This window comes from Pseudomonas vranovensis DSM 16006 (assembly GCF_000425805.1).
In the GTDB taxonomy this organism is placed as follows: domain Bacteria; phylum Pseudomonadota; class Gammaproteobacteria; order Pseudomonadales; family Pseudomonadaceae; genus Aquipseudomonas; species Aquipseudomonas vranovensis.
Genome location: NZ_AUED01000001.1, coordinates 184449 through 206019, shown reverse-complemented (window position 1 = coordinate 206019; position 21571 = coordinate 184449). Strand labels below are relative to the sequence as shown.

Sequence of the window (21571 nt, the reverse complement as noted above, 5' to 3'; positions counted from 1 at the left end):
TCAGGCGCTGGTGCTGACCAGCGAACCTGAGCTTGCGCCACCGCTCTCGGTCAAGGCCTTGAGCAGTGCGGCGGTGGCCGCGCCCAGCGCCGCCATGGTGGCGCCGACGGCCGACTGCGCGGCGGCAACGGCGGCTGCCTTGGCGGTTTCTTCCATCCGGCTGGCCATTACCTGCTGCAGGTGCTTCTGCTGTTCTTCCAGCTGCTTATGCAGCTTCTCGATCATGTGTCGCAACTGCTTGACATGGGCAGGCTCCGAGTCGGCCCGCGGATCACTGGCGCCACTGGCCTGCGCCTTGGAATTGCGAAAGCTGGACGGATCAACCACCACGTTATCGTCCGAAGCCTCTGCAGATAGCTGCCCTGCGTTGACCGCAACCCGCGAACCGGAGGCCAGAGAGGTGCTTTGCAGGGGATTTCCGTTGAGCGTTACGGCACCGATGCCTGCCATGGAGGGATCTTCCTGATGGGTACTTGGGATGTCGTACGTATCGGCCGCCCTCGCAAAAACTTGAAGCAAATGGATATCCCGCACAAGCCGGCGACCTGCTATCGCTCCGGCTATTCAGGGTACGGCTCAGTAAGTACCGCGCAGCATCAATACAATATTGCGCGGGTCACCGTAGAAGTTGCCGTACATGGCGTTGCCAATGGTTGAGTAGTACTTCTTGTCAGTCTGGTTGTTGCCGTTGAGCGCCACGCTCCAGTGATTGTTCAGCCGGTAGTCGGCAAAGGCGTTGCACAGCGCAAAACCCGGCTGGGAGAAGTCAAGATTAACTTCCGAGACGTAGCTCGCACTCTGGGTCGTGATACCCCCACGCGCAGGTTCTCCAGCGCGCCGGGCATGCGGTAGCTCAGGAATGCCTTGCCCAGGTGCTTGGGCGTCAGGCTCAAGGCCGTGGCGGTGGTCGAGCCGCTTGCGGTCGCTACGTTGCGGCTATGGTTATAGGTGTAGCCAAAGGTACGCTCCAGGCGCTCGGTAATCCGTCCGCTGGCTTCAAACTCAATACTCTTGCCGATGGACTGGGTCACCGAAAACTGACTGAACGCGGTCGGACGCTTGCGCACCAGGTTGACGCTGCCGCCCGGTTCGCCGTTGCCCGAGTACAGGCCATCGGCACCCCGCAGAATCTCCACATGGTCGTAGATGGTCATGTCTAGGTCTTTCCCGGCGAAGGCACTGCCCCTACCGGCGTGCCGCCATCCAGGCGGACGTTAGTGATCTCGAACCCGCGCGCCAGGTAGCGCGAGTTGGTCATGCTGCCCTGGTAGGCAGTGAGGTCTGGGTGAGCACGTCATTCATGGAGGTCAGATGCAGGTCTTCCATCCGTTGCCGGGTGATGACGCGGATGCTCTGCGGGGTGTCCTTGATCGACTGGGGCATCTTGCCGATCGACACCCTGCGGTGTAGGCACCAGTGCCTTGCGTGGTCGCCCCAGCCCGGTGCCGGTGATGCTGGTAGTGCCGAGCTCCAACGCTGCGTCGTCGGGGGGGGGGCCAGCAACAGCACGGTACCGTTGTCGACCTGGTAAAGCAGGCCGCTGCCGCGCAATAGACGCGACAGGGCATCGTTGGATTCCATCGCACCGTTCACCGCTGCTGCACGCTTGCCTTCCACCAGGCTTGGCTCGTACAGCACCTGCACGCCCGACTGCTCAGCAAATGCGCGCAAGGCGCCGACCAGGCTCTGGGCCGGAATGCTGACGGTTACCGATGCAGCTTCGGCCATCGGGGCAAAACCCACTACGCCCAACAGCACCCAGGATGCGGAACGGGAGCGCGCCCTCCGGCAAAACGGCGACATCCGTGAACGCAAACGACGTGCGGCAAGCCCCATGACAACCCATGCATAAACAAGAATGATTATGTTTTAATTACGCGTTTACAATTCGACGAAGCCGTGAATCCAAACCGGATAACTTTTTCGATCAATTTGCGAAAGGGCTGCATCGGCGGGGCTTTTCGGCAGCCGCAGGGGAGCGTCCTGGGCACTTGGGCCATGGACTGCCCCACTGGAATGGATGACAGATTGAGAAGATTTGCGACGGGCTGCCCTTGAAGGAGAGCCTTAGTAAGAATTAGATACATTTTCTTCAAAATAAGCAGACGGGTTTCGCCCTGCTCATCCGTCCTTATAGAGACGGGTAACTTATCTGACGAGATCGGCTGCCCACCGTTCACCTACAAAAGACAGGCTCATGTCGAAAAAGTCACGCTCAAAAATCTGGTTCCTGGTCCATAGCTGGCTCGCGCTGCCGATCTGGTTTTTCGTGCTGATCGTGTGTTTTACCGGCACATTGGCCGTGGTCAGCCAGGAGATCGTTTGGCTTGCCAACCCGGACGTACGCGCCACCAAGCCAAGCCCCGATGCCGAACGCCTCAGCTTCCAGCAAGTGCTCGATGCCATGCAAAAGGCCGAACCGGAGATGGCCGTGCGCTTTATCAGCCAGCCCGACGGCTCGCACTTTGCCCTGACTGCGGCGGTGACCTACCCCGACGGCAGCGCACCGACGCTCTACGTCAACCCCTATACCGGGGCGATCCAAGGCAAGAGCCCGTCGTTCAACTTCGAGGGTTTCACCCGCGCCCTGCACGGCTGGTGGCTGGTGCCCTTCACCAATGGCTACAGCTGGGGCTGGTACCTGGTGTCGCTGCTGGGCTTGCCGATGCTGGCGTCGCTGGTGACCGGCCTTGTGGTGTACAAAAAGTTCTGGAAAGGCTTTTTCAAGCTGCCACGGGCCAACCACGGCTCGCGAATTTTCTGGGGCGACCTGCACCGCTTGAGTGGAGTGTGGTCAATCTGGTTCATCGCCGTCATTTCCATTACCGGCACGTGGTTTCTGATCCAGGCGATCCTGGGCGACAACCACATCACCATTTCCACTGAGCCTGTGGTGCCAGTGATTGCCCGTGAAGATGTGCCGCGCAGCGAATCGGGCGCACCCGCCCCGCGCATCGACCTGGATGAAGCCGAGCGCATCGCCAAGTCACAGATTGCCGGCCTGGATGTGAGCTTCATCCAGATGCCGGGCAACGCCTACTCGCACCTGTACCTGGGTGGCCGTGGCTGGTACCCGCTGATGTTCCAGACGGTCAACGTCAACCCGTACAACAGCAAGATCGAGGCGCAGTTCCTGATCGAGGACCGTTCGCCCCTGGAGTTCGTCACCGAGTCCATGCGCCCGTTGCACACCGGTGACTTCGGCGGCCTGATCATCAAGTTGATCTGGGCCTTCTTCGGCCTGCTGCTGTCGTTGATGGTGCTCAGCGGCTTGCTGATCTGGACCAAGCGCACCGCCCAGGCCACCGCCGCCGCGCTCAAGCGCAGCGAGCGGGCACCACGCAAACAGGCCGTTAGCACCAACCCCGAGACCGCCACGGAGACCAGCGTATGAGCAAGGCAGCCGTCGAGACCGCCAGCCCGTTGAGCCGTTGGTGGCACAAGTGGCGTTTTCACTTGAATATCCTGTTGTTGCTGATCCCGTTGGGCTTCATGCCCAAGTACTTTGCCGATGCCGCGCTGTTTCGCGGAGACAGCGGCCTGGGTGAGCGCGAACTGGGTGATGTGCAGGTAGGGCGCTGGAGTGTGAAGCTGGCCGAAATGCGCGACGAAGCCCCGCGCCAGGACGGCCCCGCCGGTTACTTCAAGACGTTCAACCTGGCGCTGTGCCAAACCTGCATTCCCGAGGTCAAGGCCGTCTACCTGCGCATCGGCAAGCCGCGAAGCCTGCGCGCTGCCGGCACCATCTTCTTCGGCCCGCCCTACCGCATGAGCACCGGCCTGCCGGTACCGGCCAAGACGCGCCCGGACGCCGAGATCTGGATCACCCTCGAAGGCTGGGACGGCAGCATGCAGCAGGGCTCCATCCCCCTGGCCAAGGCCTCGCCGGCTACCGTGGCCTGGCTGAACAAACAAGGAGGCAAGTAATGACGTTTACCGCCCGCAGGCTGCTTGTGCCCCTGCTGTTGCTCGGCACCGCCGGCCCGGCCCTGGCCCACAACCCGATGTGCGAGTGCAAGCCCATCGACGGCGAGCAGATCGAATGCACCGGTGGCTTCTCTGACGGCAGCGGCGCGCCAGGGGTGACCCTGGATGTGATCGGCTACAACGAAGAGATCCTTGTGCCCGGCAAGCTTGGCGACAACTCCAAGCTGACCTTCAAGCGCCCGGAAGGTGAATGGTACGTGCTGTTCGACGCAGGCCCAGGCCACGTAGTGGAAATTGACTACGCCGATATCGGTGAGCCATGAGCCGGGTCCAGGTAGTGCGCCCCGCCGGTGCCGGGCATGAAACCCTTTATGTGCTGCTGGTGAGCCTGTTCATCCTGGCCATGGCCGCCGGGGTGGTGGCGCTGCGCGGCGAAAACCACGACGAGGTCAGCATCGAGGCCCATCAACTCGATGCCCGCCGCGACCTCAACGCTGCCGAACAAGGGGTGTATGCCGACCTGCGGGTGGCCTTCGAGGAAATCCAGCTGCTGCGCGAAGACCAACCGGCACTGGTCGAGGTGGCCGTGCTGGCCGAGGAAGGCTTCCCGCCGTTCGTGACCGATGCCAGTAGCGCCAGCCGTGGCGAGCATCAATGGCAGGTGCTGGGCGACCAGGCCTACCTGGGCCTGAGCCAGTCACCGAGCGTGGCCGGCAGCTTCCTGCTGCTGGTGCCCAGCGCCCATGACGGCGCCGCCGACATCTGGCTGCAGCGCAAGGCGGGCGCCAGTGCCCCTGGCGACTTCACCCCCGCTGCCCTGATCGCCGCCGGCTGGCAGCAGATCGCCGCCCACTACGACGCCGGTGTCACCCGCCAGCATCGCCACTGATACAAGGACGCCCCATGCTTCGCTCCGCCCTCGCCCGCCGTGTTCTGAGCCTGTTGATCGCCTGCGCCCTGCCAACCCTGGCCCTGGCCGACAACGGCAAGCCGCTGCGTATCGGCATCACACTGCACCCCTACTACAGCTACGTGAGCAACATTGTCGGCGACAAGGCCGAGGTGGTGCCGCTGATTCCGGCAGGCTTCAACCCCCACGCCTACGAGCCACGGGCCGAGGACATCAAGCGCATCGGCAGCCTCGATGTGGTAGTGCTCAACGGCATCGGCCACGATGACTTCGCCGACCGCATGATCGCCGCCAGTGAAAAACCGCAGATCACCGTGATCGAGTCCAACACCAACGTACCGCTGCTGGCCGCCACCGGTGTGGCTGCACGTGGTGCAGGCAAAGTGGTGAACCCGCATACCTTCCTGTCGATCAGCGCCAGCATCGCCCAGGTCAATAACATCGCCCGGGAGCTGGGCAAGCTCGATCCGGACAACGCCAAGTACTACAGCCAGAACGCCCGTGCCTACGCCAAGCGCCTGCGCAAGTTGCGCGCCGACGCCCTGGCCCAGGTCACCGAGGCGCCGGGCGCGGAGTTCCGCGTGGCCACTATCCACGCCGCCTACGACTACCTGGTGCGCGAATTCGGCCTGGAAGTGACCGCCGTGGTCGAGCCTGCCCACGGCATCGAGCCAAGCCCCAGCCAGTTGAAAAAGACCATCGACCAGCTCAAGGCCCTGGACGTGAAAGTGATCTTCTCGGAGATGGACTTTCCCTCGGCCTATGTCGAGACCATCCAGCGCGAGTCGGGGGTGATGATCTATCCGCTGACCCATATCTCCTACGGTGAGTACAGCAAGGAAAAGTACGAGGTGGAGATGAAGCGCAACCTCGACACTGTGGTGCGTGCGATCAAGGAGTCCAAGGCATGACCGTGGCCGAAACCGTCGTCAGCCTGCCTTGCGGGCCGGACATCGAATTTGCCGGTATCGACTTGACCCTGGGCCGCACGCGGATTCTCGACCAGGTCAGCTTCAAGGTCGCCGCCGGCAGCGTGCATGCACTGGTGGGCCCGAACGGCGGCGGCAAGAGCTCGCTGATCAAGACCCTGCTGGGGCAGATGCCGCACCAGGGCCAGTTGACCCTGACCTGGCCAAGCGACGCACAGATCATCGGCTATGTGCCCCAGGCCCTGGAGTTCGACCGCGGCCTGCCAATGACCGTGGACGATTTCATGGCTGCCATGTGTCAGCGCCGTCCCGCCTTTCTCGGCCTGTCGCGCAAGGTGGCGCCCGCCATCGACGCGGCACTTGAGCGGGTCGGCATGCTCGACAAGCGCAAGCGGCGCATGGGCGCCCTTTCCGGTGGTGAGCGCCAGCGCGTGCTGCTGGCCCAGGGCTTGATTCCGGCACCGCAACTGCTGGTGCTGGATGAGCCGATGTCGGCGCTGGACGAAGCCGGCATCCAGGTGTTCGAGCGTCTGTTGCTGGACTGGCGCGCCGCCGGCACCACCGTGCTGTGGATCGAGCACGACCTGCAGGCGGTCACGCGTTTGGCCGACCGGGTGACGGGCCTGAGTCGCCGGGTGCTCTTCGACGCCCCGCCCAAGCAGGCCCTGACGCCTGAGCGCCTGCTCAGCCTGTTCTCCATCCATCCGCGCAGCGAGAGCATCGCCTGATGAACTACGAAGAATTCCGCCTGCTGATCCAGGCGTGGGCCAACGCAGGCTACTTGCCCGAAGCCCTGGCCTACGGTTTTGTGGTCAACGCCCTGCTCGCGGGCCTGATGATCGGCCCGGTGCTGGGCGGCCTGGGCACGCTGGTAGTGGTCAAGCGCTTTGCCTTCTTCTCCGAGGCGGTGGGCCACGCGGCGCTCACCGGCGTAGCCATCGGCATCCTGCTGGGCGAGCCCTACACCGGGCCCTACGGCAGCCTGTTCGGCTACTGCCTGCTGTTTGGCATCTTGCTCAACTTCCTGCGCAATCGCACAGGGCTGTCGCCCGACACACTGATCGGCGTGTTCCTGTCAGTGTCCCTGGCGCTGGGTGCGAGCCTGTTGCTGATGCTGGCCGGCAAGATCAACGTTCACATTCTCGAGAACGTACTGTTTGGCTCGGTGCTCACCGTCAATCCCCAGGACCTGCTGGTGCTCGGCATTGTCGGCAGCCTGGTGCTGGCCCTGGCCCTGCCGTTGTACAACCGCATCATCCTGGCCAGCTTCAATCCGCAACTGGCAGCAGTGCGCGGCGTCGCCGTGAAGAGCCTGGATTACTTGTTCGTGGTGCTGGTGACCCTGGTGACCGTGGCGGCGGTGAAGGTGATCGGGGCGATCCTGGTGGGCGCCCTGCTGGTGATCCCGGCGGCGGCGGCGCGGTTGGTCAGCCAGTCGCTCAAGGGCTTTTTCTGGGCGTCGGTACTGATCGCCACCCTGAGCACCCTGATCGGTATCCTGCTGCCGATCGTGTTCGACCTGCCGGTGCCTTCGGGCGCGGCGATCATCCTCGTCTCTGGTGCCTTTTTCGCACTCGCCGCACTGGCACGCGGCCTTGTTCCACGCCTGCAAGGAAACCCGGCATGACCTTCAAGCTCCAACATCTGTGCCTGGCCCTGGCACTCGCCGGCCTGCCCTCCCTGGGCCAGGCCCAGAACACCCCGACGGCCCCTCAGCAACAGGCCACCACGACCACCGTCCTGGCCTCGCTACCCGTCACCCACGCCCTGGCGACCGCCCTGCTCGACGGTACCGCCGTCAAACTGCAGCGCGCGGCACCGGCAAACATTCCAGCTTCGCGTCAATCGTCGTACTTCAGCGGCCGGGGTGGCGCCAGCCTGCAAAAAGCCGCAAGCCATGCCGATGCAGTGATTGCCCTGCGCTCGATCTGGGGCGATGACCCGCTGTACCCGATGGCCCGCCGCAGCAACATCCGCATTATCGAAATCGACGCCGCCCGCCCGGTAGACGGCGCCTTGCCAGGGATTGCCGTACAGGGCAGCAACGCCTTTGCCGCCTACCCCTGGCTGAACCCGACCAACCTAGGACGCATGGCCGACGTACTGGCCAACGACCTGGGACGCTTGAGCCCAAGCGATCAACCGAAGATCCAGGCCAACCTTGCCAACCTCAAGCGCCAGTTGCTGGAACTGAGTGCCGGCAGCGAATCGCGCCTGGCCGAGGCCGACAACCTCAGCGTGGTCAACCTCTCGGACCGCCTGGACTACCTGATCAGCGGCCTGAACCTGGATCTGATCGACCACCCGCGGGTGGCGGACGACCAGTGGGACGCTGCCGCGCTCAAACGCTTGGGCGATGAACTCAAAGGCCAGGACGTGGCGCTGGTGCTGCACCACAAACAACCGAGCAAGGAAGTGACGGAAGTGATCACCACGAGCGGCGCGAAGCTGCTGGTGATCGACACCGACCCGCAGGACACCCTGGCGGGATTGAAGGCCAGTGTTGACCAAGTGGTAGCCGCCTTGCGGTAGGAGCGGGCTTGCCCCGCGATAGCAATCCCACAGTTACTTCGCATTGGCCGCTGCCTCTTGGCGACCGCTGCGCAGTCGATCGCAGCCTCGTTCCTCGGCAGCGGCTACAAATTGCCGATGTAGCCGCTGGCGACAGCCTGCGATCGAGCGCGCAGCGGTCGTGGTTCAGACGGTGCTTTCACTTGGTTAACGCTTCATGCACCGCTCATAGCGCTCGTCCACCCGATTGGCAAACCAGGCCGTGGTCAACTTGCGGGTAATCTTCGGGCTCTTCAACTCGATCCCTGGCAGCTGCGCGCGCGGCAGCGTCTTGCCCGCCTTCCCTTCAGCCAACGCATACACTCCGCTATACAGCCGGGTCTCCTCGAACGCCAGGCTATCGCCCTTCTCCAGCTGACTGCGGATACTCGGGTTACGCAAACCAAGCTGCTCCCCCAACCGCCGCGCCGCCTTCTCGGTAGTGCCCGGAAAAATCGCCCCCGGTGCAATCAAGTCCCCGTCCAGCGCCAAGGTCACCCCACTGGCCCGGCTCAAGGCGCTCTGGAACGCCGCATTGCGACTGGCATACCACCCAGCGTTGAAGTCGGCGAATCGGTACAGCTGCCGCTCGTAATGACTGGGATACCCCAACAAATGAGCGATACCGAAATACATCCCGCCGCGACGGCTGAACACCTCCTGTCGAATCGTCCCCGAATGACTGTAGGGATACCCCTGCGCATTACGCTCGGCAAAATCGATACTCACCTGCATCGGCCCACCGGTATGCACCGGATTCAAATCCCCCAGCAGCGTCCGCCCCAGCGGCACCGTACCGATCAGGTCATCGAAGATCGCACTGAGTTGCTTCTCGCTGCGCACCACGCTCAACCGCTGGCTGTACGTCTGGCCATTGGGCGAACGCGTCTGCAACGCCGCGTTCACCAGCATCTGCGGGATATGCAAGCTGGCCGCGCGCCGGTCGATTTCCTGGCGGGCAATGCGGCCAAGCCCTGGTACTTGCGGGTCGGCCTGGAAGGTCGACTCCTGCTCGGTCACCGCCAGCACCGCGCACAGGTTGGAGCGGCTGGGGGTGATCTTCTGTGTGGTGAAGGCCGTCTGGATATCCCGGGCCCAACCCTCCCGGTCCTTGGTGGATGCAGGCAACAGCCGCAGAATCTGCGCCCGCACCTTCGCTGGGTCGCCTTCCGGTGCCTCGCGCTGGGTGACGCAACCCTGCACCGTCAGCAACACAGCAATCGCCAACAACCCTCCACTGAACCGCATGTACCGCCCTCGCCTGGTGATTGATCAGCAGCACAGTAGCGAGGGCCAGGACCGACTGCAATCAAGCGCCAGTTATTGGAGGTAGAAGTTGTACGAGACCGGCAAGTGATCGGACGGTCCGGCAACCCCGACCCTGCCCGGCGTCAACGGCGCGAGCGTACCGTTGCTGACGGCGTAGTCGAGCATGTTTTGCGGGGCAGTGCTGGGGTGGGTGCTTCCATTGGCCGGAACCACTTGGGCGATGTCGGGAGGCGACACCCAGTTCCCGCGGTCTGCGTGCTGGGGATCGGACACCCGCGGGTCACGTTTGAAGTCTCCCAACATGACGTAGGGGGCACTGACATGCCAGCTGACTTCGCGCAACAGCCTCGGCGCGTTGGCTCCACCACCGGAAATGGCATGCAGGTTAGTCACCACAATGTCCTCGACCAGCCCCTGTAAACGCAGACGCAGCCCCAGTACAGGTCGGATGGGGGCGCCAGGGGATCACGCGGTACACCATCGGCAATGACCAGCGCCGACTGGATACTCAGGCCCGCTCGCTCCGCCACCACGATGGCAAGGTTCACCCGCAAACGTTGAACGTCGAGAAAGAACAGCTGGTAGCCCTCCGGACGGCTTGCAGTGCCTCCAGACCAACGATAGTGGTTGACGTCATGCGGCTGGCCGAACGGGTCGTCTACGCGCATCTGCTCCAGATGCAAAGCGGAGAACGGCGCCACCCCGGCCTCCTGCAATACCACCACATCGTGTTCCCGGGCGAGCTGAGGTACGCGTGTGCGCCATTTGTAGTCGGTAGTTTGCGCTCCGCCCTGCAGGTTCCAGGTGGCCACGCTCAGGGCTATCGGGGCACCGCCCCGACTGCCACGGCCAATATCGATCTGTATGCCATCGTCACGCTCGCCGAGCCTGGCGTGATGGTAGTCACGTACCGCTCCATTCAAACGTATATGGGCATGCCAGGGCCCAATGGCCGCCCCCAACGATGATCTGCAACATGCGCAGCGCGTCAAACGCGTCGAGCGTATGGGGCCCTTCCTGGCTGCGCAGTCCATTCATCAACAAGGCATGATGGATAGGGTAGAGCGAAAGCAGCACCGCCAGGCTTGGAGCCCGCGGTGCGCGGGCAATGGCGAGGATCACACGCTGCTCGTTGCAAAGCCGCTGGAGCAGGCGGGTGAAGGCGCTGGCATACCCCGCCTGCAGCGTCTGGTTACTGCTGCGCATGAACAGCGAAGACATCCGGCTGGCCAGATACGCGCTGGTGGGGGTGCCTCCTCCGGCGAGCGAACGAGCAACTCGACAATCTCTCCAATAATAAAATCAAGCTGCGTTGCCAAGGAGTCGGCAGGCAGCCCGGCAATCAACAAATGGTCAATGTAGTGTCGAATATCCTGATTCAGTGGCATGGCACGAGTCCTTGGAAGAAGACAACTGCTCGGCGGGATACAGCTCAACCCTGACCGTGGTACAGCACGCACAACACACCGTCCTGAACCGCCATGGATACCTGAAACTTCGCCCCCAGGGCCAAACTGGTATCCGGCTCACTGACCACGTTGCCGTCGTAGCAAAAGAGATCGAGCGCCCTGCTTCCCAGGTTTCCTTTCCAGCCACTGAACACCAGCTTCAACAAACCATTGTGAATCGCCATCCCCGGGGAACTTGAATAGTCCTGTCCGATAAATGACTTGGCGCGCGTCCAGGCAGCGTCGCCATCAAACCTCAACAAGAGTGATCCCTTTCCGAGTTCATTATTGGCCACGATATGAATCAGCCCCTGATAACTGATGGCCACCGGATCGAGCGTGCAGGAAAGCTCGAGCGTGCTGTCCATCTTGAGGGTCTTCGCTTCACTCCACGTCAGCATGTCGCGCGTGGTTTTCCACAACACTGTGGTGGTGCCTGGCACCGTGTAGAACATATAGAGCCCCCGTTGTGCTCCACCACACTGGGCCCGCCACTGAACTGTATAGGGAAATCGATCGCGTTGAAGCCTCCACTGAGATCATCATATTCGCCAAGTTTGGCTGAAACGCTCAGCTCGCGAGGATGGTGCTGACCACTGCACAGCACATACAGTTTATTGTTGAACACAAAAATGGCGGGCGGTCCGGAAAGGCTTTCGATGCCGATCTCAACCGGGGCACTCCAGGAGGCGGCAGAGGGCTTGGTAATGAAACTGACGTGCTCATCCTCGCCATCTGCAATATAGGAACAGAACAACGTGCCCTTGTAGTTGACCACCCGGCAGCCATATTTCATGTCCGCCGGGGTGGCGAGCGAATTGCTTAAAACCCGAAACGACTGTTGGTGTACCAGCACTTCATGGTGACGGCCCCCTTTGAATGAGGGGACAGTAGATCTTGCATTACTGCGCACTGGCATTCGGAACCCGTTCATCGGCTTGACGCTCTATCCCGCACGCGGTTCACTGCAGGCGCTCAACTGTCTCCCGGTACGATGTAGGTTTTGCTGATATGCCGGAACTGCTCGTGACTGGAACTTCCCATCAGTTCGAATACCACCATCTCGCGGGTAACGATTTGCGCCCCTGCATCGCGCATGCGGCCGATGCCCGCAACCTTGCTAGCGCTGGTGCGGCTGTCACAGGCATCTTCGACCACGAACACCTGCTTGCCCAGCTCTCGCAGGCCAAGCACAGTCTGCAGCACGCACACATGGGTCTCCATACCGCAGACGATCACTTGCTCCCGGGCCAATAGCGAGGCCGGCAGGCAGTTGGCGGCAACACAGGAGAAGTGCAATTTTTCCACCACCTCGGCAGCGGGCGAGGCCTCGATCAGCGCCGCAACGGTGTGGCCCAGCCCCTTGGGGTACTGCTCGGAAAACACCGTGGGTACGCCCAGCGCATGCGTAGCGGCCAGCAGCCAGCGAGTGCGGGCCAGGGTGCCGGTCGGGTCGCTGACCGCACCAATGAGCTTGTCCTGCACATCTATGACCAGCAGAGTGGCCTGGTTAGGCTTGATCAACATCCCTAGCACCTCGTCTTGAGTGAGCCGCCAAGGCTCGCCCAGCAGCAGCCGTGGCGTCAATGGCCGGCAAGTGACCGCCCACTTCACGCCGGACTGGAAAAATTCGCCGCAACGCGCCATCCTCCCCGCTTTTTTTCCCGCTCACCTCGCCAAGGATCCTGTTCATGCACGCCCAACCCCTGACCCCCAGCGAGTTCGAGTTCATCGAAGACACCTTGCTCAAGTATGGCGACGACCACTCCGTGCTCAACCCTTCCGAGCTCGACGGCTACTTCACGGCACTGGTGTCGAGCTCTGCGCAGGTGGATATCGCCGAGTGGTTCCCGGCCATTTGGGGCGGCAGCACCCCGGAATGGCAAAAGCCCGAAGAATGCCGCCGCTTCATCGACCTGTGCGTGCGCCACCTCAACACCCTGGCCACCCAGCTCGCTACCGCACCCGAGGCATTCAAGGCGCGCTTCGAACAAACCGAACATCGCGGCCAACCCCTGATCCTGGCTGAAGAATGGTGCTTTGGCTACGTGCGTGGCGTGGCGGTCGGCAACTGGCCGGCACTGGCCGAGCCAATGGCAGGCCGCCTGCAACTGATCACTGACTGCGCCGAGCAGGACAACTACGAACTGCCGGTGGATTTCGACGTGGTGCTGCATCGCCAGCGCGTGGCAGCCATCGAACCGGCTGCGCGGGCCTTGCATGACCATTGGCTGGCGCAACGCTGAAAAACCTGTAGTCGCTGCCTGACGGCAGCGGCTACAGGCGGATGCACCACGGATGGCTATAGTCATTGACTGACTCTTCTGCCAAGAGGTGCCCCCCATGCTCACCATCGGCTATGCAGCACAAACCCCGCAGGCGCCACTGGCGCCCTTCACCTTCCAGCGCCGCAGCCTGCGTCCCAACGACGTCGCCATGCAGATCCTCTACTGCGGCGTGTGCCACTCCGACCTGCACCAGGCCCGGGATGACTGGGGCTTCAGCCGCTACCCGATCGTCCCCGGCCACGAAATCATCGGCCGGGTAACCGACATTGGCAGCGCCGTTACCCGCTATAAAGTTGGCGATACCGTGGCTGTGGGCTGCATGGTCGATTCCTGCCAACAGTGCGACCAGTGCCGCAAAGGCGAAGAACAACTGTGCCGCGAGAACAACACCCAGACCTACAACGGCCTGGACCGCATCAGCAAAGAGCCCACCTACGGCGGTTACTCCAAGCACCTGGTCGTGCGTGAAGAATTCGTGCTGCGCGTACCTGACGGCCTGGACCTGGCCAAAGCGGCCCCGCTGCTGTGCGCCGGTATCACCACCTACTCCCCCCTGCGCACCTGGAACGTCGGTCCCGGCAGCCGCGTGGCGGTGATCGGCCTGGGTGGCCTGGGCCACATGGCGGTGAAACTGGCAGCCGGGCTGGGCGCCTTCGTCACCGTACTCAGCCGCACCCCGGACAAACTCGCCGACGCCCTGGAGCTGGGCGCCGACAACCTGCTGGTATCGACCGACGCCAAGGCAATGGCCGCTGCCCGTTCGAGCTTCGACCTGATCATCGACACCATCCCCGTGCGCCACGACGTATCGCCGTACATGGCCTTGCTGGACGTCGACGCCACGTTGGTGATCGTCGGCCAGGTCGGCCCCATCGACGAACAACTCACCGTGCCCTTTATCCTTGGCCGCCGACGGCTGGCCGGCTCGCCCATTGGTGGCATCGCCGAAACCCAGGAAATGCTCGACTTCTGCGCCCGCAAAAACATCCTTCCGGACTGTGAAATGATCCGCATGGACCAGATCAACGAAGCCTTTGAGCGCATGGAACGCTCGGATGTGCGCTACCGCTTCGTCATCGACATGGCCAGCCTGGACGACGCGGCGAAACCTTAAGCCTGATGACCCCATCCGCTGGGGTCATCACCCCCAGCCTGCGATCGGCCGCAAAGCGGTCGTAATCCAGCCCCCTCCAACCGTGCAGGCGCCCGCCCATCTCCCGGCACTGGACACCAATGATGGCCAATTAGTAGCATCACACTCCAAAACCCGTGTTGTCCTACAAAAAACTAGCCAGGGAGGCTGCATGTCCACCATCGTCCACCGACCGATCCACGTCGCACCCCGCCCCACCCTCACCTGGACCGACACTTGGCAAGGCCCCGACAACGGCCTGATCCGTTGCTGGGAAATCGGCCGTGAACGCGCCCTCAAGCACCCGGAAATCGCCCAACGCTGCCTCGCCGGCGAACTGCCTGTGCTGGGCTGGAAAGGCGGTGTCGAACGCACGCTGAAAAAGCGTGAAAAATACGGCTCGCTGAAATACCTCGCCCAATGGCAGGGCCTGCGCGGCGAAGACCTGCGCATTGATACCAGTAACGAACTGACCCTCAACTGCTCGCGCACCGGGATGGTGGTGACCTTTACGCCGGATGCGACTAAGTACTACAACCCGCAGCTTGAGATGGAAGAATAAGGAGCGTTGCAACAGGGGCGGGCTGCTTGCTCGTCGGGGAAGCCTGAATGCCCGGACGGCAGCGTTCAAAAAGACCACCGATGATGTAAGGCGAACAACGCGAGGGGCAACTATCGGCCAGGAGCGGAGCCCAGCTGCTGGGCATTGAACCAACTCTGAAACGCATCGATTCAGTGACTGTGTAAAAGGCAGGGGCAGGATTTTTATCCGCCCCTGCAATTGCCTGGTCTCTTTCGAGAGCGAACCGATTGGCGTTCGCTGCAGACATTGCGCGCGTGACACCCGAGCAGGTTTTCAGCGTGCAATTTTCAATAGTTCAACTGACCACAACCCTGATTTTTCATCAGGCACGACCTGATGGATTTGGCCTGTATCAGCGCGCCTCAAGCAGGGAGGCGAGCGGTTTTGGCGCGTAGAGTGCACTTTGGAACGCCGGTACATATTCGTACTTCATCATTTTTCCAAGCTTCAAGGCGCGGAGGTATTTCGCCAGGCTGCCGTCGCCCAGTGTGAGCGTAGCCGAATCCACACCCCGGCTGTAGCCGTGACTGAGCTGGCGGGAAACAGCATACCCATAGGCCAGTTGGCCCAGGTGGTCGAGGTTAGTGAAGCTGCTGGTGACGATATCGACAACGTGAGAGCGCTCGTCGATCTTCTTGGCTTTGAAGGACACGTCGACTTTTCCGGTCTGGCTGTCGGTGATGTCATAGACCACAGAGTGAGCATCCTCTTTACGGTCTATACCGGTCAGCCATTTCGGCAGGTTGTAACCGATGACACCGCGAACCCTTGCACGCTCTGTATTGGCAGGAGCTGCACAGCTGCCAACACTTCGGGCGGCATCATTGCCCGGAGTGCGTCCAGGTCGGCCGTAAACTGCCGTTACTCGGCTGTTCGGGTAGTAGAAGTTTGGGGAGTACGACTCAAGGCCAATGTCGACCTTGTGTTTTTCCAATCCGTTGAACAGCTCAAATCGACGCCGGGTAGTTCTGCTGCAATCACTGACGAGGGAGGATTCGAGCGATAACGATCGTACAGGCCACCCTTGACGACGGGTACTGGGTGGCCTGCGATTATCTTTGTATCCGTAGGGCTGGGAATTTCAGGCGTCCCCGCCAACACATGGCTGGCAACAGAGCTGAACAGCAATCCTGTTAAAACGGCGCTGGCGAGTTTCAATCTCTCTCCAGGTGCTTGGATCAGCGTGATGGCATCGACCGGAAAATTTCACTGGGCACCTCCTGCGCCTTGATACTCCACGCCGTCACGCCAGTCGAGATTCGCCAGAGCAAGCCTTTGAGATCGCTGAAAAAACGTCAACGTTAAACCTGACTTTAATGTCAAACATCCGAGAGACAGATTTCAATGACCGCTTTGAGCGACATTCAACCCTCCATTCCACCGCTGTTTTTTGGCTCTGCACAACGCTCTGGAGCCCCCCCGAACCGGGTAGCTCCTGCCATAAAGTCATTCGCGATAGTTTTGAAGCTGAAGAAAGGCGTCAAGGCGTTCGTTGAGAAGCGCAATCCCGATTTTGCCGGGCGCGACTGACCCACCCTGCACGCTTACACCCTCCCCCGACAGCAGAGTCGTTACATGACACTCATGAAAACCCGTATCACCGAACTGCTGGGCATCCAGTACCCCATCATCGAAGGTGGCATGCAATGGGTCGGGCGCGCGAAGCTGGCCGCTGCTGTCTCGAACGCCGGCGCGCTGGGCATGGTGACGGCTCGCACACAGCCCACACCAGACGACCTGCGCGATGAAATCGAGCGCACCCGTGAGCTGACCTCGAAGCCTTTCGGCGTGAATCTCACCTTGTCACTGACCGCCAATGACGTGAACTACGACGGCTGGATCGACGCCATTATTCAAGGCGATGTACGCATCGTCGAGACGGCCGGCAACAACCCCATGCCCGTTATTGCCAAGTTGAAGGCGCATGGCATCAAGGTCATTCACAAATGCACATCGGTACGTCATGCCCTTTCGGCACAGCGCTATGGTGCAGATGTAATTTCGATCGATGGTTTCGAAGCCGGCGGGCATTGCGGCGAAGACGATGTGCCAGCCCTGATCATGATTCCTGCCCTGGCCAAGGTGCTGAAGATTCCTTTCATCGCCTCAGGCGGTATCGCCAACGGGCGCAGTATGGCGGCAGCGCTTGTCCTGGGCGCCGACGGCGTGAATATGGGGACGCGCTTCATGCTGACCCGGGAATCTGCCATCCATGACGACGTCAAGGCAGCCTTGTTGGCAGCGACAGAGCGCGATACCACGCTGATCAAGCGAACCCTCAAGCGAACGGCGCGCTTTTTCACCAATCCCGTCGCACAGGAAATCGTCGCACTGGAGCAGCGCCCTGGTGGCGCGACCTATGATGACTTGCAGCATCTGTTGTCCGGCCGTCGTGGCCTCGACGGCCTGGAGTCGGGTGATGTCGCGGCCGGTCTTATCTGTGCCAGCCAAGTGATCGGATTGGTCGACGATATCCCGACCTGCGCCGAACTGGTGACACGCATGGTCGCTGAATGTCGCGAAGGGCTGGAGCAGACGCTGGATCGTATGAACCGATAATCGACTCGATCATTGGGTCGTGATCGCGGCGAAAAAGGGCGAATGGCGTATCTTGTCGAGTTGTCGATCCGATCAACGCGCCAAGGAGAGCCCATGCTCAGTTCACTCATATTAAATGGTCAGCCACGAACGTCTGACCCATCGGAACTGATAGTCCCCTGGTGGAGCTTTACCAAAACAGTCCTGGCAGCGACAGCCCTCTCGCTGGTGCGTGATGGCCGGGTCGGATTGGACGAGCCAATGCCTGATCAACCTTTCACGTTGCGCCAGCTACTACGGCATGAGGCAGGTCTTGCCGATTATGGCGAACTTGCGGAGTATCACGCCGCCGTTGCCAACGGTGAGTCAGCCTGGCCGGCAAGTGAAATGATGCAACGCCTCGAGGGTACTCGGCTTCGATACAGCCCCGGAACCGATTGGCGCTACTCGAATGTTGGCTACTTGCTCATCGGCAGGCTTATTGAACGGCTGACTGATCTGGCGCTTGATGAAGCAGTGACTCAACGCGCGCTGATCCCGTTGGGCCTGGCGGGCGTCCGCTTGGCCAGAACGCGCGAAGCGTTGCAAACGACCCATCTTGGCAGCAGCTCAAACTATGATCCCGCCTGGGTCTACCATGGCTTGCTGATCGGCCCGATTTCACAAGCAGCGCTATTCCTGGATCGGCTCCTCTCGGGCAACCTTCTCTGCACGGCCTTGCTCCAGGAAATGCAGGCTGCACGAACACTGGGCGGTCCGATTCCCGGCCGCCCATGGATCACCCCCGGCTATGGGCTGGGTGTGATGCAGGGTTCAATTGACGGCGGATACTCCCTCTGCGGACACACAGGCTGCGGGCCTGGCAGTGTCATTGCCGTTTACCGTATTTGCGACGGTGACGCATCGGCGTGTTTCGCTGCTTTTGAGGCAGGCGCCAGCCAAGGGGCCGTCGAAGGCATCGTTGCAGAACAGCTGATAGATGCCCTGCGGCAGGAAGCGAAACACCTATAAGCTCTTTGGCGTCGGCCTCATGGTCCGCCCGATAACCGCCAGAGGTCGATAGCTGCAGCCCCGTCGACGCGCCCCCATCGCTTCAGCTATCGCTCAAACACAGCCGCATCAATTCAAACTCACACCTCGCCTGTACCAAGCGTTTCTCCCTCAAGGTGGTAGACCGTCGGTTCTTCCGAGAAATACTCCTGTAAACCCATCATGAACAGCCGATGGTCTTCACTCGCTTCAAAACCCGGCGTGTGATCCTCGAGGGATTGCCATCGGACGATCAAGTTGAACCGCTCGGGGGTTTCGATTCCTTGCGCCAGCGTGTGCCCGAGGTAACCTTTTGCGCGGCCAAGCAAAGGTGCGACTTCGGCAAATGCGCGCTTGAACCTTTCAATGTGCTCCTGATGAACAGGTAGCAGAGCGATTTCATAAATCATGGCGTTGCCTCGACTGCAATCGCGATTTTGCCTTGAATACCGTTGTGGGGACTTTCCAGCCGGGCATGGGCAAGCGGGATATCGGCAAGCGAATACACCGCGCCCACATGCGGCCGCAGGTAACCGCGCGCGACCAACGTGCTCAACTCATCAAGCTTGCCGCGGTTCTGCCGGGTAAAGACGAAGTGATAACTCGCGTTCTTGCCCCAGGCCTGAACCAGGTTTTGTGGCTGAGCAATGTCCACGATCGAGACAACGCGGCCAAGCTGTGCGAGCGCGTCGGGGCTACGCGACAATGTGTTGCCGCCGACGGTGTCGAACACGACATCGACGCCGCGGCCCGCCGTTTCCCGCATGATGGCATCGACGTAATCCTCCTTTTCGTAGTCGATGATCACATCGGCACCCATACGGCGTGCGAACTCGAAGTTTGCTTCGCGCACGGTCGTGAAAACCTTCGCACCCATGGCTTTCGCCAACTGGATCGCTACATGGCCGACGCCTCCCGCGCCGCCGTGTACCAGAATGCTTTCCCCAACGCTGAGCCGCGCGCGCACGGCCAGGGCTTCCCACGCCGTTCCACCGACCAGGCTCAGGCTTGCCGCCTCAAGGTGGCTTAGCGAAGGCGGCTTGTTCCCGATGATGCTTACGGCGGCAACGTGGTACTCGGCATAGCTTCCAGGGCCGTCGAATATTTGCGGGGTGTACCAGACTTCATCGCCCGGCGCGAAGGCTGTCACACCCGGCCCGACGGCCTCGACAACACCAGAGACGTCGTGCCCGGTAATGGTCGCAAGTTGCACCAACCCGGAATAATCGCCACGTCGGACCTGATAATCCAACGGATTGATGGACGTTGCGTGTACCCGGACCAGGACTTGCCCTGTATGCGGCACAGGCTTGGGTACGTCGCACAGCTCGAACGATTCCGGGCCGCCGAATGATTTGAGTAGAACTGCTTTCATTGCAAAGCCTCGCTTCGTTGAACGCGCTTGTCCAAAAACTCACGGATGACGGGAATGATCTGCATGGCATGGGTTTCCAGCGCGAAGTGGCCGGTGTCATAAAAGCGAATGTCGGCGTTGGCAATATCGCGCTTCCAGGCCTCTGCCCCGGCTGGCAGGAAGAAGGGATCGTTTTTTCCCCAGACGGCCAGCAGCGGCGGCTGGTACTGGCGGAAGAACGCCTGGAACGTCGAATACATCGCAACGTTCGAGGCGTAGTCCAGAATCAGGTCGAGCTGGATATCGGCATTGCCAGGCCGGGATACCTGAAGCCCTTCCAGCGTGTAGCCATCGGGCGATACCAACCCCTTGTCGGATACCCCTTCAAGGTACTGCCATTTGATCGAAGCCGGTGTCGGGAAGTCGTGCAGGGCCTCGCGGTTCGGCTGGCTGGGCTCGCGCCAGTACCTCTGTATAGGTGCCCAGCTTTCGCCCAACCCCTCCTCATAAGCGTTGCCATTCTGAGAAATGATCGCCGTAACCCGAGCAGGATGTGCAATGGCAAGGCGCCATCCAACCGGGGCGCCGTAGTCGTGAACCATGAGGGCATAGTGGTCGAGGCTGAGCTGCTCGGTGAATTGCCCGATCGTTTCAGCCAGTTGGCTGAAGGTATACGCATACTCGCCCCGCGCAGGTGCCTCGGTGAAACCGAACGCCGGTAGATCCGGCGCGATCACGTGGTAGCGGTCGGCTAGCGCGGGAATGAGATCGCGGAACATGAACGACGAAGCTGCGAAGCCGTGCAAAAGCAGTACTGTCGGTGCGCCTGGCCGGCCTGCCTCACGATAGAAAACCTTTACGTCACCTACCTGTTCATAGCGGTAGTGAACCGGATGGGAAGCGGTCATAATGCAAGTCCCCTGTAACCGTTAAAATAAGAATTTGAAGGTTACTCACCATTTTGGTAACCTGTCAAAACAATTTTTGCGGTTACAGATCGATATGAACCCGACTACCGATACGCCACAGGGCGCGCTCTTCGTGGCTGACAACCTGGCCCTCGATTTCATCAACACGGAATACGGGGTCGGCGACCATCGACATGACTGTCTTGTTGATGACCAGAGCGTGGTCGGCTGGCTCAAGGCGGCGGGCCAGTTGCCCGCCATCGTTGGCGAGCAGATCCCGCATGGACTGCTGGCCCTTGCCCGCCAGCTTCGCGAGTGCTCGAGAGCGGTGGTCAGCGCCGCCATGAACGGCGTTCCAACGGACCTCAGCGTGATCAATCAAGTGCTGGAAGCGGGCCGCCCGGCGAGGATGCTGGAATGGGACGATGCGGTGCATGGGTTTCGCATCGACGTCCACCCGCGCGATAACAGTGCGGCAAGCCTGCTTGGGCCTGTGGCGGAGTCATTGGTGGCTCTGGTGACGAGCGACAAGTTCGAGTTCGTTCGCCAATGCGAGGCCCACGACTGCGTCCTGCTCTTCCATGACCTGACCAAGTCCCACCGCCGCCGTTGGTGCAGCATGGCGACCTGCGGCAACCGAATGAAAGTGGCAGCATTTCGATCCAGGAAGAAACCCTGAACAAGGGTGGGGAGACCTTCGCCGTGT

General features: G+C 61.3%; 28 protein-coding genes and 1 pseudogene. 16 read left to right on the top strand and 13 right to left on the bottom strand.

What is annotated here, in order from left to right:
• On the bottom strand, nt 1–450 hold the full coding sequence (locus H621_RS0100990) for a hypothetical protein (protein WP_028941583.1): 450 nt from the start codon (nt 448–450) through the stop codon (nt 1–3).
• Between the two features lie 15 nt (nt 451–465).
• On the opposite strand from H621_RS0100990, the gene H621_RS28385 reads away from it, so the two are divergent.
• The gene (locus H621_RS28385; protein ID WP_146117321.1) at nt 466–657 is read left to right on the top strand and encodes a hypothetical protein; all 192 of its coding nucleotides are present in this window, start codon (nt 466–468) and stop codon (nt 655–657) included.
• A gap of 56 nt (nt 658–713) precedes the next feature.
• Here the strand turns inward: H621_RS28385 and H621_RS28880 are convergent, their stop codons facing one another.
• Nucleotides 714–1154 (bottom strand): hypothetical protein, encoded by a 441-nt coding sequence (locus H621_RS28880; protein ID WP_028941582.1) that lies wholly within the window; start codon nt 1152–1154, stop codon nt 714–716.
• 100 nt (nt 1155–1254) lie between these two features.
• Nucleotides 1255–1728, bottom strand: coding sequence for an STN domain-containing protein (locus H621_RS0100975; protein ID WP_158259228.1), 474 nt, complete (start codon nt 1726–1728; stop codon nt 1255–1257).
• Nucleotides 1729–2197: 469 nt separating this feature from the next.
• On the opposite strand from H621_RS0100975, the gene H621_RS0100970 reads away from it, so the two are divergent.
• From H621_RS0100970 to H621_RS0100935, 8 genes are read left to right on the top strand one after another with little or no spacing between them, the layout of a single operon-like run.
• On the top strand, nt 2198–3394 hold the full coding sequence (locus H621_RS0100970; protein ID WP_028941580.1) for a PepSY-associated TM helix domain-containing protein: 1197 nt from the start codon (nt 2198–2200) through the stop codon (nt 3392–3394).
• Nucleotides 3391–3927: a hypothetical protein gene (locus tag H621_RS0100965; RefSeq protein ID WP_028941579.1), complete on the top strand. Its 537-nt coding sequence runs from the start codon at nt 3391–3393 to the stop codon at nt 3925–3927. Before H621_RS0100970 ends, H621_RS0100965 begins: the two co-directional genes overlap by 4 nt.
• Entirely contained in the window at nt 3927–4250 is a 324-nt protein-coding gene (locus tag H621_RS0100960; protein WP_028941578.1) for a hypothetical protein, read from the top strand. Before H621_RS0100965 ends, H621_RS0100960 begins: the two co-directional genes overlap by 1 nt.
• Nucleotides 4247–4816 (top strand): DUF6162 family protein, encoded by a 570-nt coding sequence (locus tag H621_RS0100955; protein WP_028941577.1) that lies wholly within the window; start codon nt 4247–4249, stop codon nt 4814–4816. The genes H621_RS0100960 and H621_RS0100955 overlap by 4 nt, the downstream gene beginning before the upstream one ends.
• A 14-nt stretch (nt 4817–4830) precedes the next feature.
• The gene (locus H621_RS0100950) at nt 4831–5748 is read left to right on the top strand and encodes a metal ABC transporter substrate-binding protein (RefSeq protein ID WP_028941576.1); all 918 of its coding nucleotides are present in this window, start codon (nt 4831–4833) and stop codon (nt 5746–5748) included.
• Complete coding sequence (locus H621_RS0100945) at nt 5745–6494, top strand: metal ABC transporter ATP-binding protein (protein WP_028941575.1); 750 nt, start codon at nt 5745–5747, stop codon at nt 6492–6494. The genes H621_RS0100950 and H621_RS0100945 overlap by 4 nt, the downstream gene beginning before the upstream one ends.
• The gene (locus H621_RS0100940; RefSeq protein WP_028941574.1) at nt 6494–7393 is read left to right on the top strand and encodes a metal ABC transporter permease; all 900 of its coding nucleotides are present in this window, start codon (nt 6494–6496) and stop codon (nt 7391–7393) included. Before H621_RS0100945 ends, H621_RS0100940 begins: the two co-directional genes overlap by 1 nt.
• Nucleotides 7390–8298 (top strand): metal ABC transporter solute-binding protein, Zn/Mn family, encoded by a 909-nt coding sequence (locus H621_RS0100935; protein ID WP_028941573.1) that lies wholly within the window; start codon nt 7390–7392, stop codon nt 8296–8298. The genes H621_RS0100940 and H621_RS0100935 overlap by 4 nt, the downstream gene beginning before the upstream one ends.
• A gap of 186 nt (nt 8299–8484) precedes the next feature.
• Here the strand turns inward: H621_RS0100935 and H621_RS0100930 are convergent, their stop codons facing one another.
• From H621_RS0100930 to H621_RS0100905, 6 genes are all read right to left on the bottom strand, one after another.
• Nucleotides 8485–9564 carry a DUF1615 domain-containing protein gene (locus tag H621_RS0100930; protein WP_036989290.1) on the bottom strand — a complete coding sequence of 360 codons (1080 nt, stop codon included), beginning with the start codon at nt 9562–9564 and terminating at the stop codon, nt 8485–8487.
• A gap of 72 nt (nt 9565–9636) precedes the next feature.
• Nucleotides 9637–9978, bottom strand: a complete 342-nt coding sequence (locus H621_RS0100925) for an exonuclease/endonuclease/phosphatase family protein (RefSeq protein ID WP_028941571.1) — start codon at nt 9976–9978, stop codon at nt 9637–9639.
• Nucleotides 9975–10508, bottom strand: a complete 534-nt coding sequence (locus H621_RS27690; RefSeq protein WP_028941570.1) for an endonuclease/exonuclease/phosphatase family protein — start codon at nt 10506–10508, stop codon at nt 9975–9977. Before H621_RS27690 ends, H621_RS0100925 begins: the two co-directional genes overlap by 4 nt.
• Nucleotides 10489–10806 carry a hypothetical protein gene (locus H621_RS0100915; protein ID WP_028941569.1) on the bottom strand — a complete coding sequence of 106 codons (318 nt, stop codon included), beginning with the start codon at nt 10804–10806 and terminating at the stop codon, nt 10489–10491. Before H621_RS0100915 ends, H621_RS27690 begins: the two co-directional genes overlap by 20 nt.
• A 211-nt stretch (nt 10807–11017) precedes the next feature.
• Nucleotides 11018–11488, bottom strand: coding sequence for a hypothetical protein (locus H621_RS0100910; protein WP_028941568.1), 471 nt, complete (start codon nt 11486–11488; stop codon nt 11018–11020).
• Between the two features lie 520 nt (nt 11489–12008).
• A complete protein-coding gene (locus H621_RS0100905) occupies nt 12009–12560 on the bottom strand; it encodes a hydrolase (RefSeq protein ID WP_028941567.1) in 552 nt (183 codons plus the stop codon).
• Nucleotides 12561–12724: 164 nt separating this feature from the next.
• Here H621_RS0100905 and H621_RS0100900 point away from each other — a divergent pair, with 164 nt between their 5' ends.
• The 3 genes from H621_RS0100900 to H621_RS0100890 all read left to right on the top strand — a co-directional run bounded on the left by H621_RS0100900 (nt 12725) and on the right by H621_RS0100890 (nt 15015).
• Nucleotides 12725–13279, top strand: a complete 555-nt coding sequence (locus H621_RS0100900) for a UPF0149 family protein (RefSeq protein ID WP_028941566.1) — start codon at nt 12725–12727, stop codon at nt 13277–13279.
• Between the two features lie 97 nt (nt 13280–13376).
• Nucleotides 13377–14435, top strand: a complete 1059-nt coding sequence (locus H621_RS0100895) for an NAD(P)-dependent alcohol dehydrogenase (protein WP_028941565.1) — start codon at nt 13377–13379, stop codon at nt 14433–14435.
• 190 nt (nt 14436–14625) lie between these two features.
• On the top strand, nt 14626–15015 hold the full coding sequence (locus H621_RS0100890) for a hypothetical protein (protein ID WP_028941564.1): 390 nt from the start codon (nt 14626–14628) through the stop codon (nt 15013–15015).
• 373 nt (nt 15016–15388) lie between these two features.
• Here H621_RS0100890 and H621_RS27855 read toward each other — a convergent pair.
• Nucleotides 15389–16164: pseudogene (locus H621_RS27855) on the bottom strand (hypothetical protein).
• A gap of 216 nt (nt 16165–16380) precedes the next feature.
• On the opposite strand from H621_RS27855, the gene H621_RS28375 reads away from it, so the two are divergent.
• The 3 genes from H621_RS28375 to H621_RS0100875 all read left to right on the top strand — a co-directional run bounded on the left by H621_RS28375 (nt 16381) and on the right by H621_RS0100875 (nt 18585).
• Entirely contained in the window at nt 16381–16566 is a 186-nt protein-coding gene (locus tag H621_RS28375) for a hypothetical protein (RefSeq protein ID WP_146117322.1), read from the top strand.
• A 45-nt stretch (nt 16567–16611) separates the two neighbouring features.
• Nucleotides 16612–17595 (top strand): NAD(P)H-dependent flavin oxidoreductase, encoded by a 984-nt coding sequence (locus H621_RS0100880; protein WP_245219004.1) that lies wholly within the window; start codon nt 16612–16614, stop codon nt 17593–17595.
• A gap of 93 nt (nt 17596–17688) precedes the next feature.
• Nucleotides 17689–18585 (top strand): serine hydrolase domain-containing protein, encoded by an 897-nt coding sequence (locus tag H621_RS0100875; RefSeq protein WP_028941561.1) that lies wholly within the window; start codon nt 17689–17691, stop codon nt 18583–18585.
• Nucleotides 18586–18704: 119 nt separating this feature from the next.
• On the opposite strand, the gene H621_RS0100870 is transcribed toward H621_RS0100875, so the two are convergent.
• The 3 genes from H621_RS0100870 to H621_RS0100860 are packed head-to-tail and all read right to left on the bottom strand — an operon-like array spanning nt 18705 to nt 20865.
• Nucleotides 18705–19013: an antibiotic biosynthesis monooxygenase family protein gene (locus tag H621_RS0100870; RefSeq protein WP_028941560.1), complete on the bottom strand. Its 309-nt coding sequence runs from the start codon at nt 19011–19013 to the stop codon at nt 18705–18707.
• Nucleotides 19010–19978 carry a zinc-dependent alcohol dehydrogenase family protein gene (locus tag H621_RS0100865; RefSeq protein ID WP_028941559.1) on the bottom strand — a complete coding sequence of 323 codons (969 nt, stop codon included), beginning with the start codon at nt 19976–19978 and terminating at the stop codon, nt 19010–19012. Before H621_RS0100865 ends, H621_RS0100870 begins: the two co-directional genes overlap by 4 nt.
• Nucleotides 19975–20865, bottom strand: a complete 891-nt coding sequence (locus H621_RS0100860; RefSeq protein ID WP_036989282.1) for an alpha/beta fold hydrolase — start codon at nt 20863–20865, stop codon at nt 19975–19977. Before H621_RS0100860 ends, H621_RS0100865 begins: the two co-directional genes overlap by 4 nt.
• Before the next feature lie 94 nt (nt 20866–20959).
• Between H621_RS0100860 and H621_RS0100855 the strand changes: the two genes are divergently transcribed.
• Nucleotides 20960–21544: a CGNR zinc finger domain-containing protein gene (locus tag H621_RS0100855; protein WP_028941557.1), complete on the top strand. Its 585-nt coding sequence runs from the start codon at nt 20960–20962 to the stop codon at nt 21542–21544.
• The last annotated feature ends 27 nt before the right edge of the window (nt 21545–21571 follow it).

What these genes read in the sequence shown, in the direction of transcription:
- H621_RS0100990 (WP_028941583.1), bottom strand. Translation starts at nt 450, where the DNA reads ATGGCAGGCATCGGTGCCGTAACGCTCAACGGAAATCCCCTGCAAAGC.
- H621_RS28385 (WP_146117321.1), top strand. Translation starts at nt 466, where the DNA reads ATGGGTACTTGGGATGTCGTACGTATCGGCCGCCCTCGCAAAAACTTG.
- H621_RS28880 (WP_028941582.1), bottom strand. Translation starts at nt 1,154, where the DNA reads ATGACCATCTACGACCATGTGGAGATTCTGCGGGGTGCCGATGGCCTG.
- H621_RS0100975 (WP_158259228.1), bottom strand. Translation starts at nt 1,728, where the DNA reads ATGGCCGAAGCTGCATCGGTAACCGTCAGCATTCCGGCCCAGAGCCTG.
- H621_RS0100970 (WP_028941580.1), top strand. Translation starts at nt 2,198, where the DNA reads ATGTCGAAAAAGTCACGCTCAAAAATCTGGTTCCTGGTCCATAGCTGG.
- H621_RS0100965 (WP_028941579.1), top strand. Translation starts at nt 3,391, where the DNA reads ATGAGCAAGGCAGCCGTCGAGACCGCCAGCCCGTTGAGCCGTTGGTGG.
- H621_RS0100960 (WP_028941578.1), top strand. Translation starts at nt 3,927, where the DNA reads ATGACGTTTACCGCCCGCAGGCTGCTTGTGCCCCTGCTGTTGCTCGGC.
- H621_RS0100955 (WP_028941577.1), top strand. Translation starts at nt 4,247, where the DNA reads ATGAGCCGGGTCCAGGTAGTGCGCCCCGCCGGTGCCGGGCATGAAACC.
- H621_RS0100950 (WP_028941576.1), top strand. Translation starts at nt 4,831, where the DNA reads ATGCTTCGCTCCGCCCTCGCCCGCCGTGTTCTGAGCCTGTTGATCGCC.
- H621_RS0100945 (WP_028941575.1), top strand. Translation starts at nt 5,745, where the DNA reads ATGACCGTGGCCGAAACCGTCGTCAGCCTGCCTTGCGGGCCGGACATC.
- H621_RS0100940 (WP_028941574.1), top strand. Translation starts at nt 6,494, where the DNA reads ATGAACTACGAAGAATTCCGCCTGCTGATCCAGGCGTGGGCCAACGCA.
- H621_RS0100935 (WP_028941573.1), top strand. Translation starts at nt 7,390, where the DNA reads ATGACCTTCAAGCTCCAACATCTGTGCCTGGCCCTGGCACTCGCCGGC.
- H621_RS0100930 (WP_036989290.1), bottom strand. Translation starts at nt 9,564, where the DNA reads ATGCGGTTCAGTGGAGGGTTGTTGGCGATTGCTGTGTTGCTGACGGTG.
- H621_RS0100915 (WP_028941569.1), bottom strand. Translation starts at nt 10,806, where the DNA reads ATGTCTTCGCTGTTCATGCGCAGCAGTAACCAGACGCTGCAGGCGGGG.
- H621_RS0100910 (WP_028941568.1), bottom strand. Translation starts at nt 11,488, where the DNA reads ATGTTCTACACGGTGCCAGGCACCACCACAGTGTTGTGGAAAACCACG.
- H621_RS0100905 (WP_028941567.1), bottom strand. Translation starts at nt 12,560, where the DNA reads ATGTTGATCAAGCCTAACCAGGCCACTCTGCTGGTCATAGATGTGCAG.
- H621_RS0100900 (WP_028941566.1), top strand. Translation starts at nt 12,725, where the DNA reads ATGCACGCCCAACCCCTGACCCCCAGCGAGTTCGAGTTCATCGAAGAC.
- H621_RS0100895 (WP_028941565.1), top strand. Translation starts at nt 13,377, where the DNA reads ATGCTCACCATCGGCTATGCAGCACAAACCCCGCAGGCGCCACTGGCG.
- H621_RS0100890 (WP_028941564.1), top strand. Translation starts at nt 14,626, where the DNA reads ATGTCCACCATCGTCCACCGACCGATCCACGTCGCACCCCGCCCCACC.
- H621_RS28375 (WP_146117322.1), top strand. Translation starts at nt 16,381, where the DNA reads ATGACCGCTTTGAGCGACATTCAACCCTCCATTCCACCGCTGTTTTTT.
- H621_RS0100880 (WP_245219004.1), top strand. Translation starts at nt 16,612, where the DNA reads ATGACACTCATGAAAACCCGTATCACCGAACTGCTGGGCATCCAGTAC.
- H621_RS0100875 (WP_028941561.1), top strand. Translation starts at nt 17,689, where the DNA reads ATGCTCAGTTCACTCATATTAAATGGTCAGCCACGAACGTCTGACCCA.
- H621_RS0100870 (WP_028941560.1), bottom strand. Translation starts at nt 19,013, where the DNA reads ATGATTTATGAAATCGCTCTGCTACCTGTTCATCAGGAGCACATTGAA.
- H621_RS0100865 (WP_028941559.1), bottom strand. Translation starts at nt 19,978, where the DNA reads ATGAAAGCAGTTCTACTCAAATCATTCGGCGGCCCGGAATCGTTCGAG.
- H621_RS0100860 (WP_036989282.1), bottom strand. Translation starts at nt 20,865, where the DNA reads ATGACCGCTTCCCATCCGGTTCACTACCGCTATGAACAGGTAGGTGAC.
- H621_RS0100855 (WP_028941557.1), top strand. Translation starts at nt 20,960, where the DNA reads ATGAACCCGACTACCGATACGCCACAGGGCGCGCTCTTCGTGGCTGAC.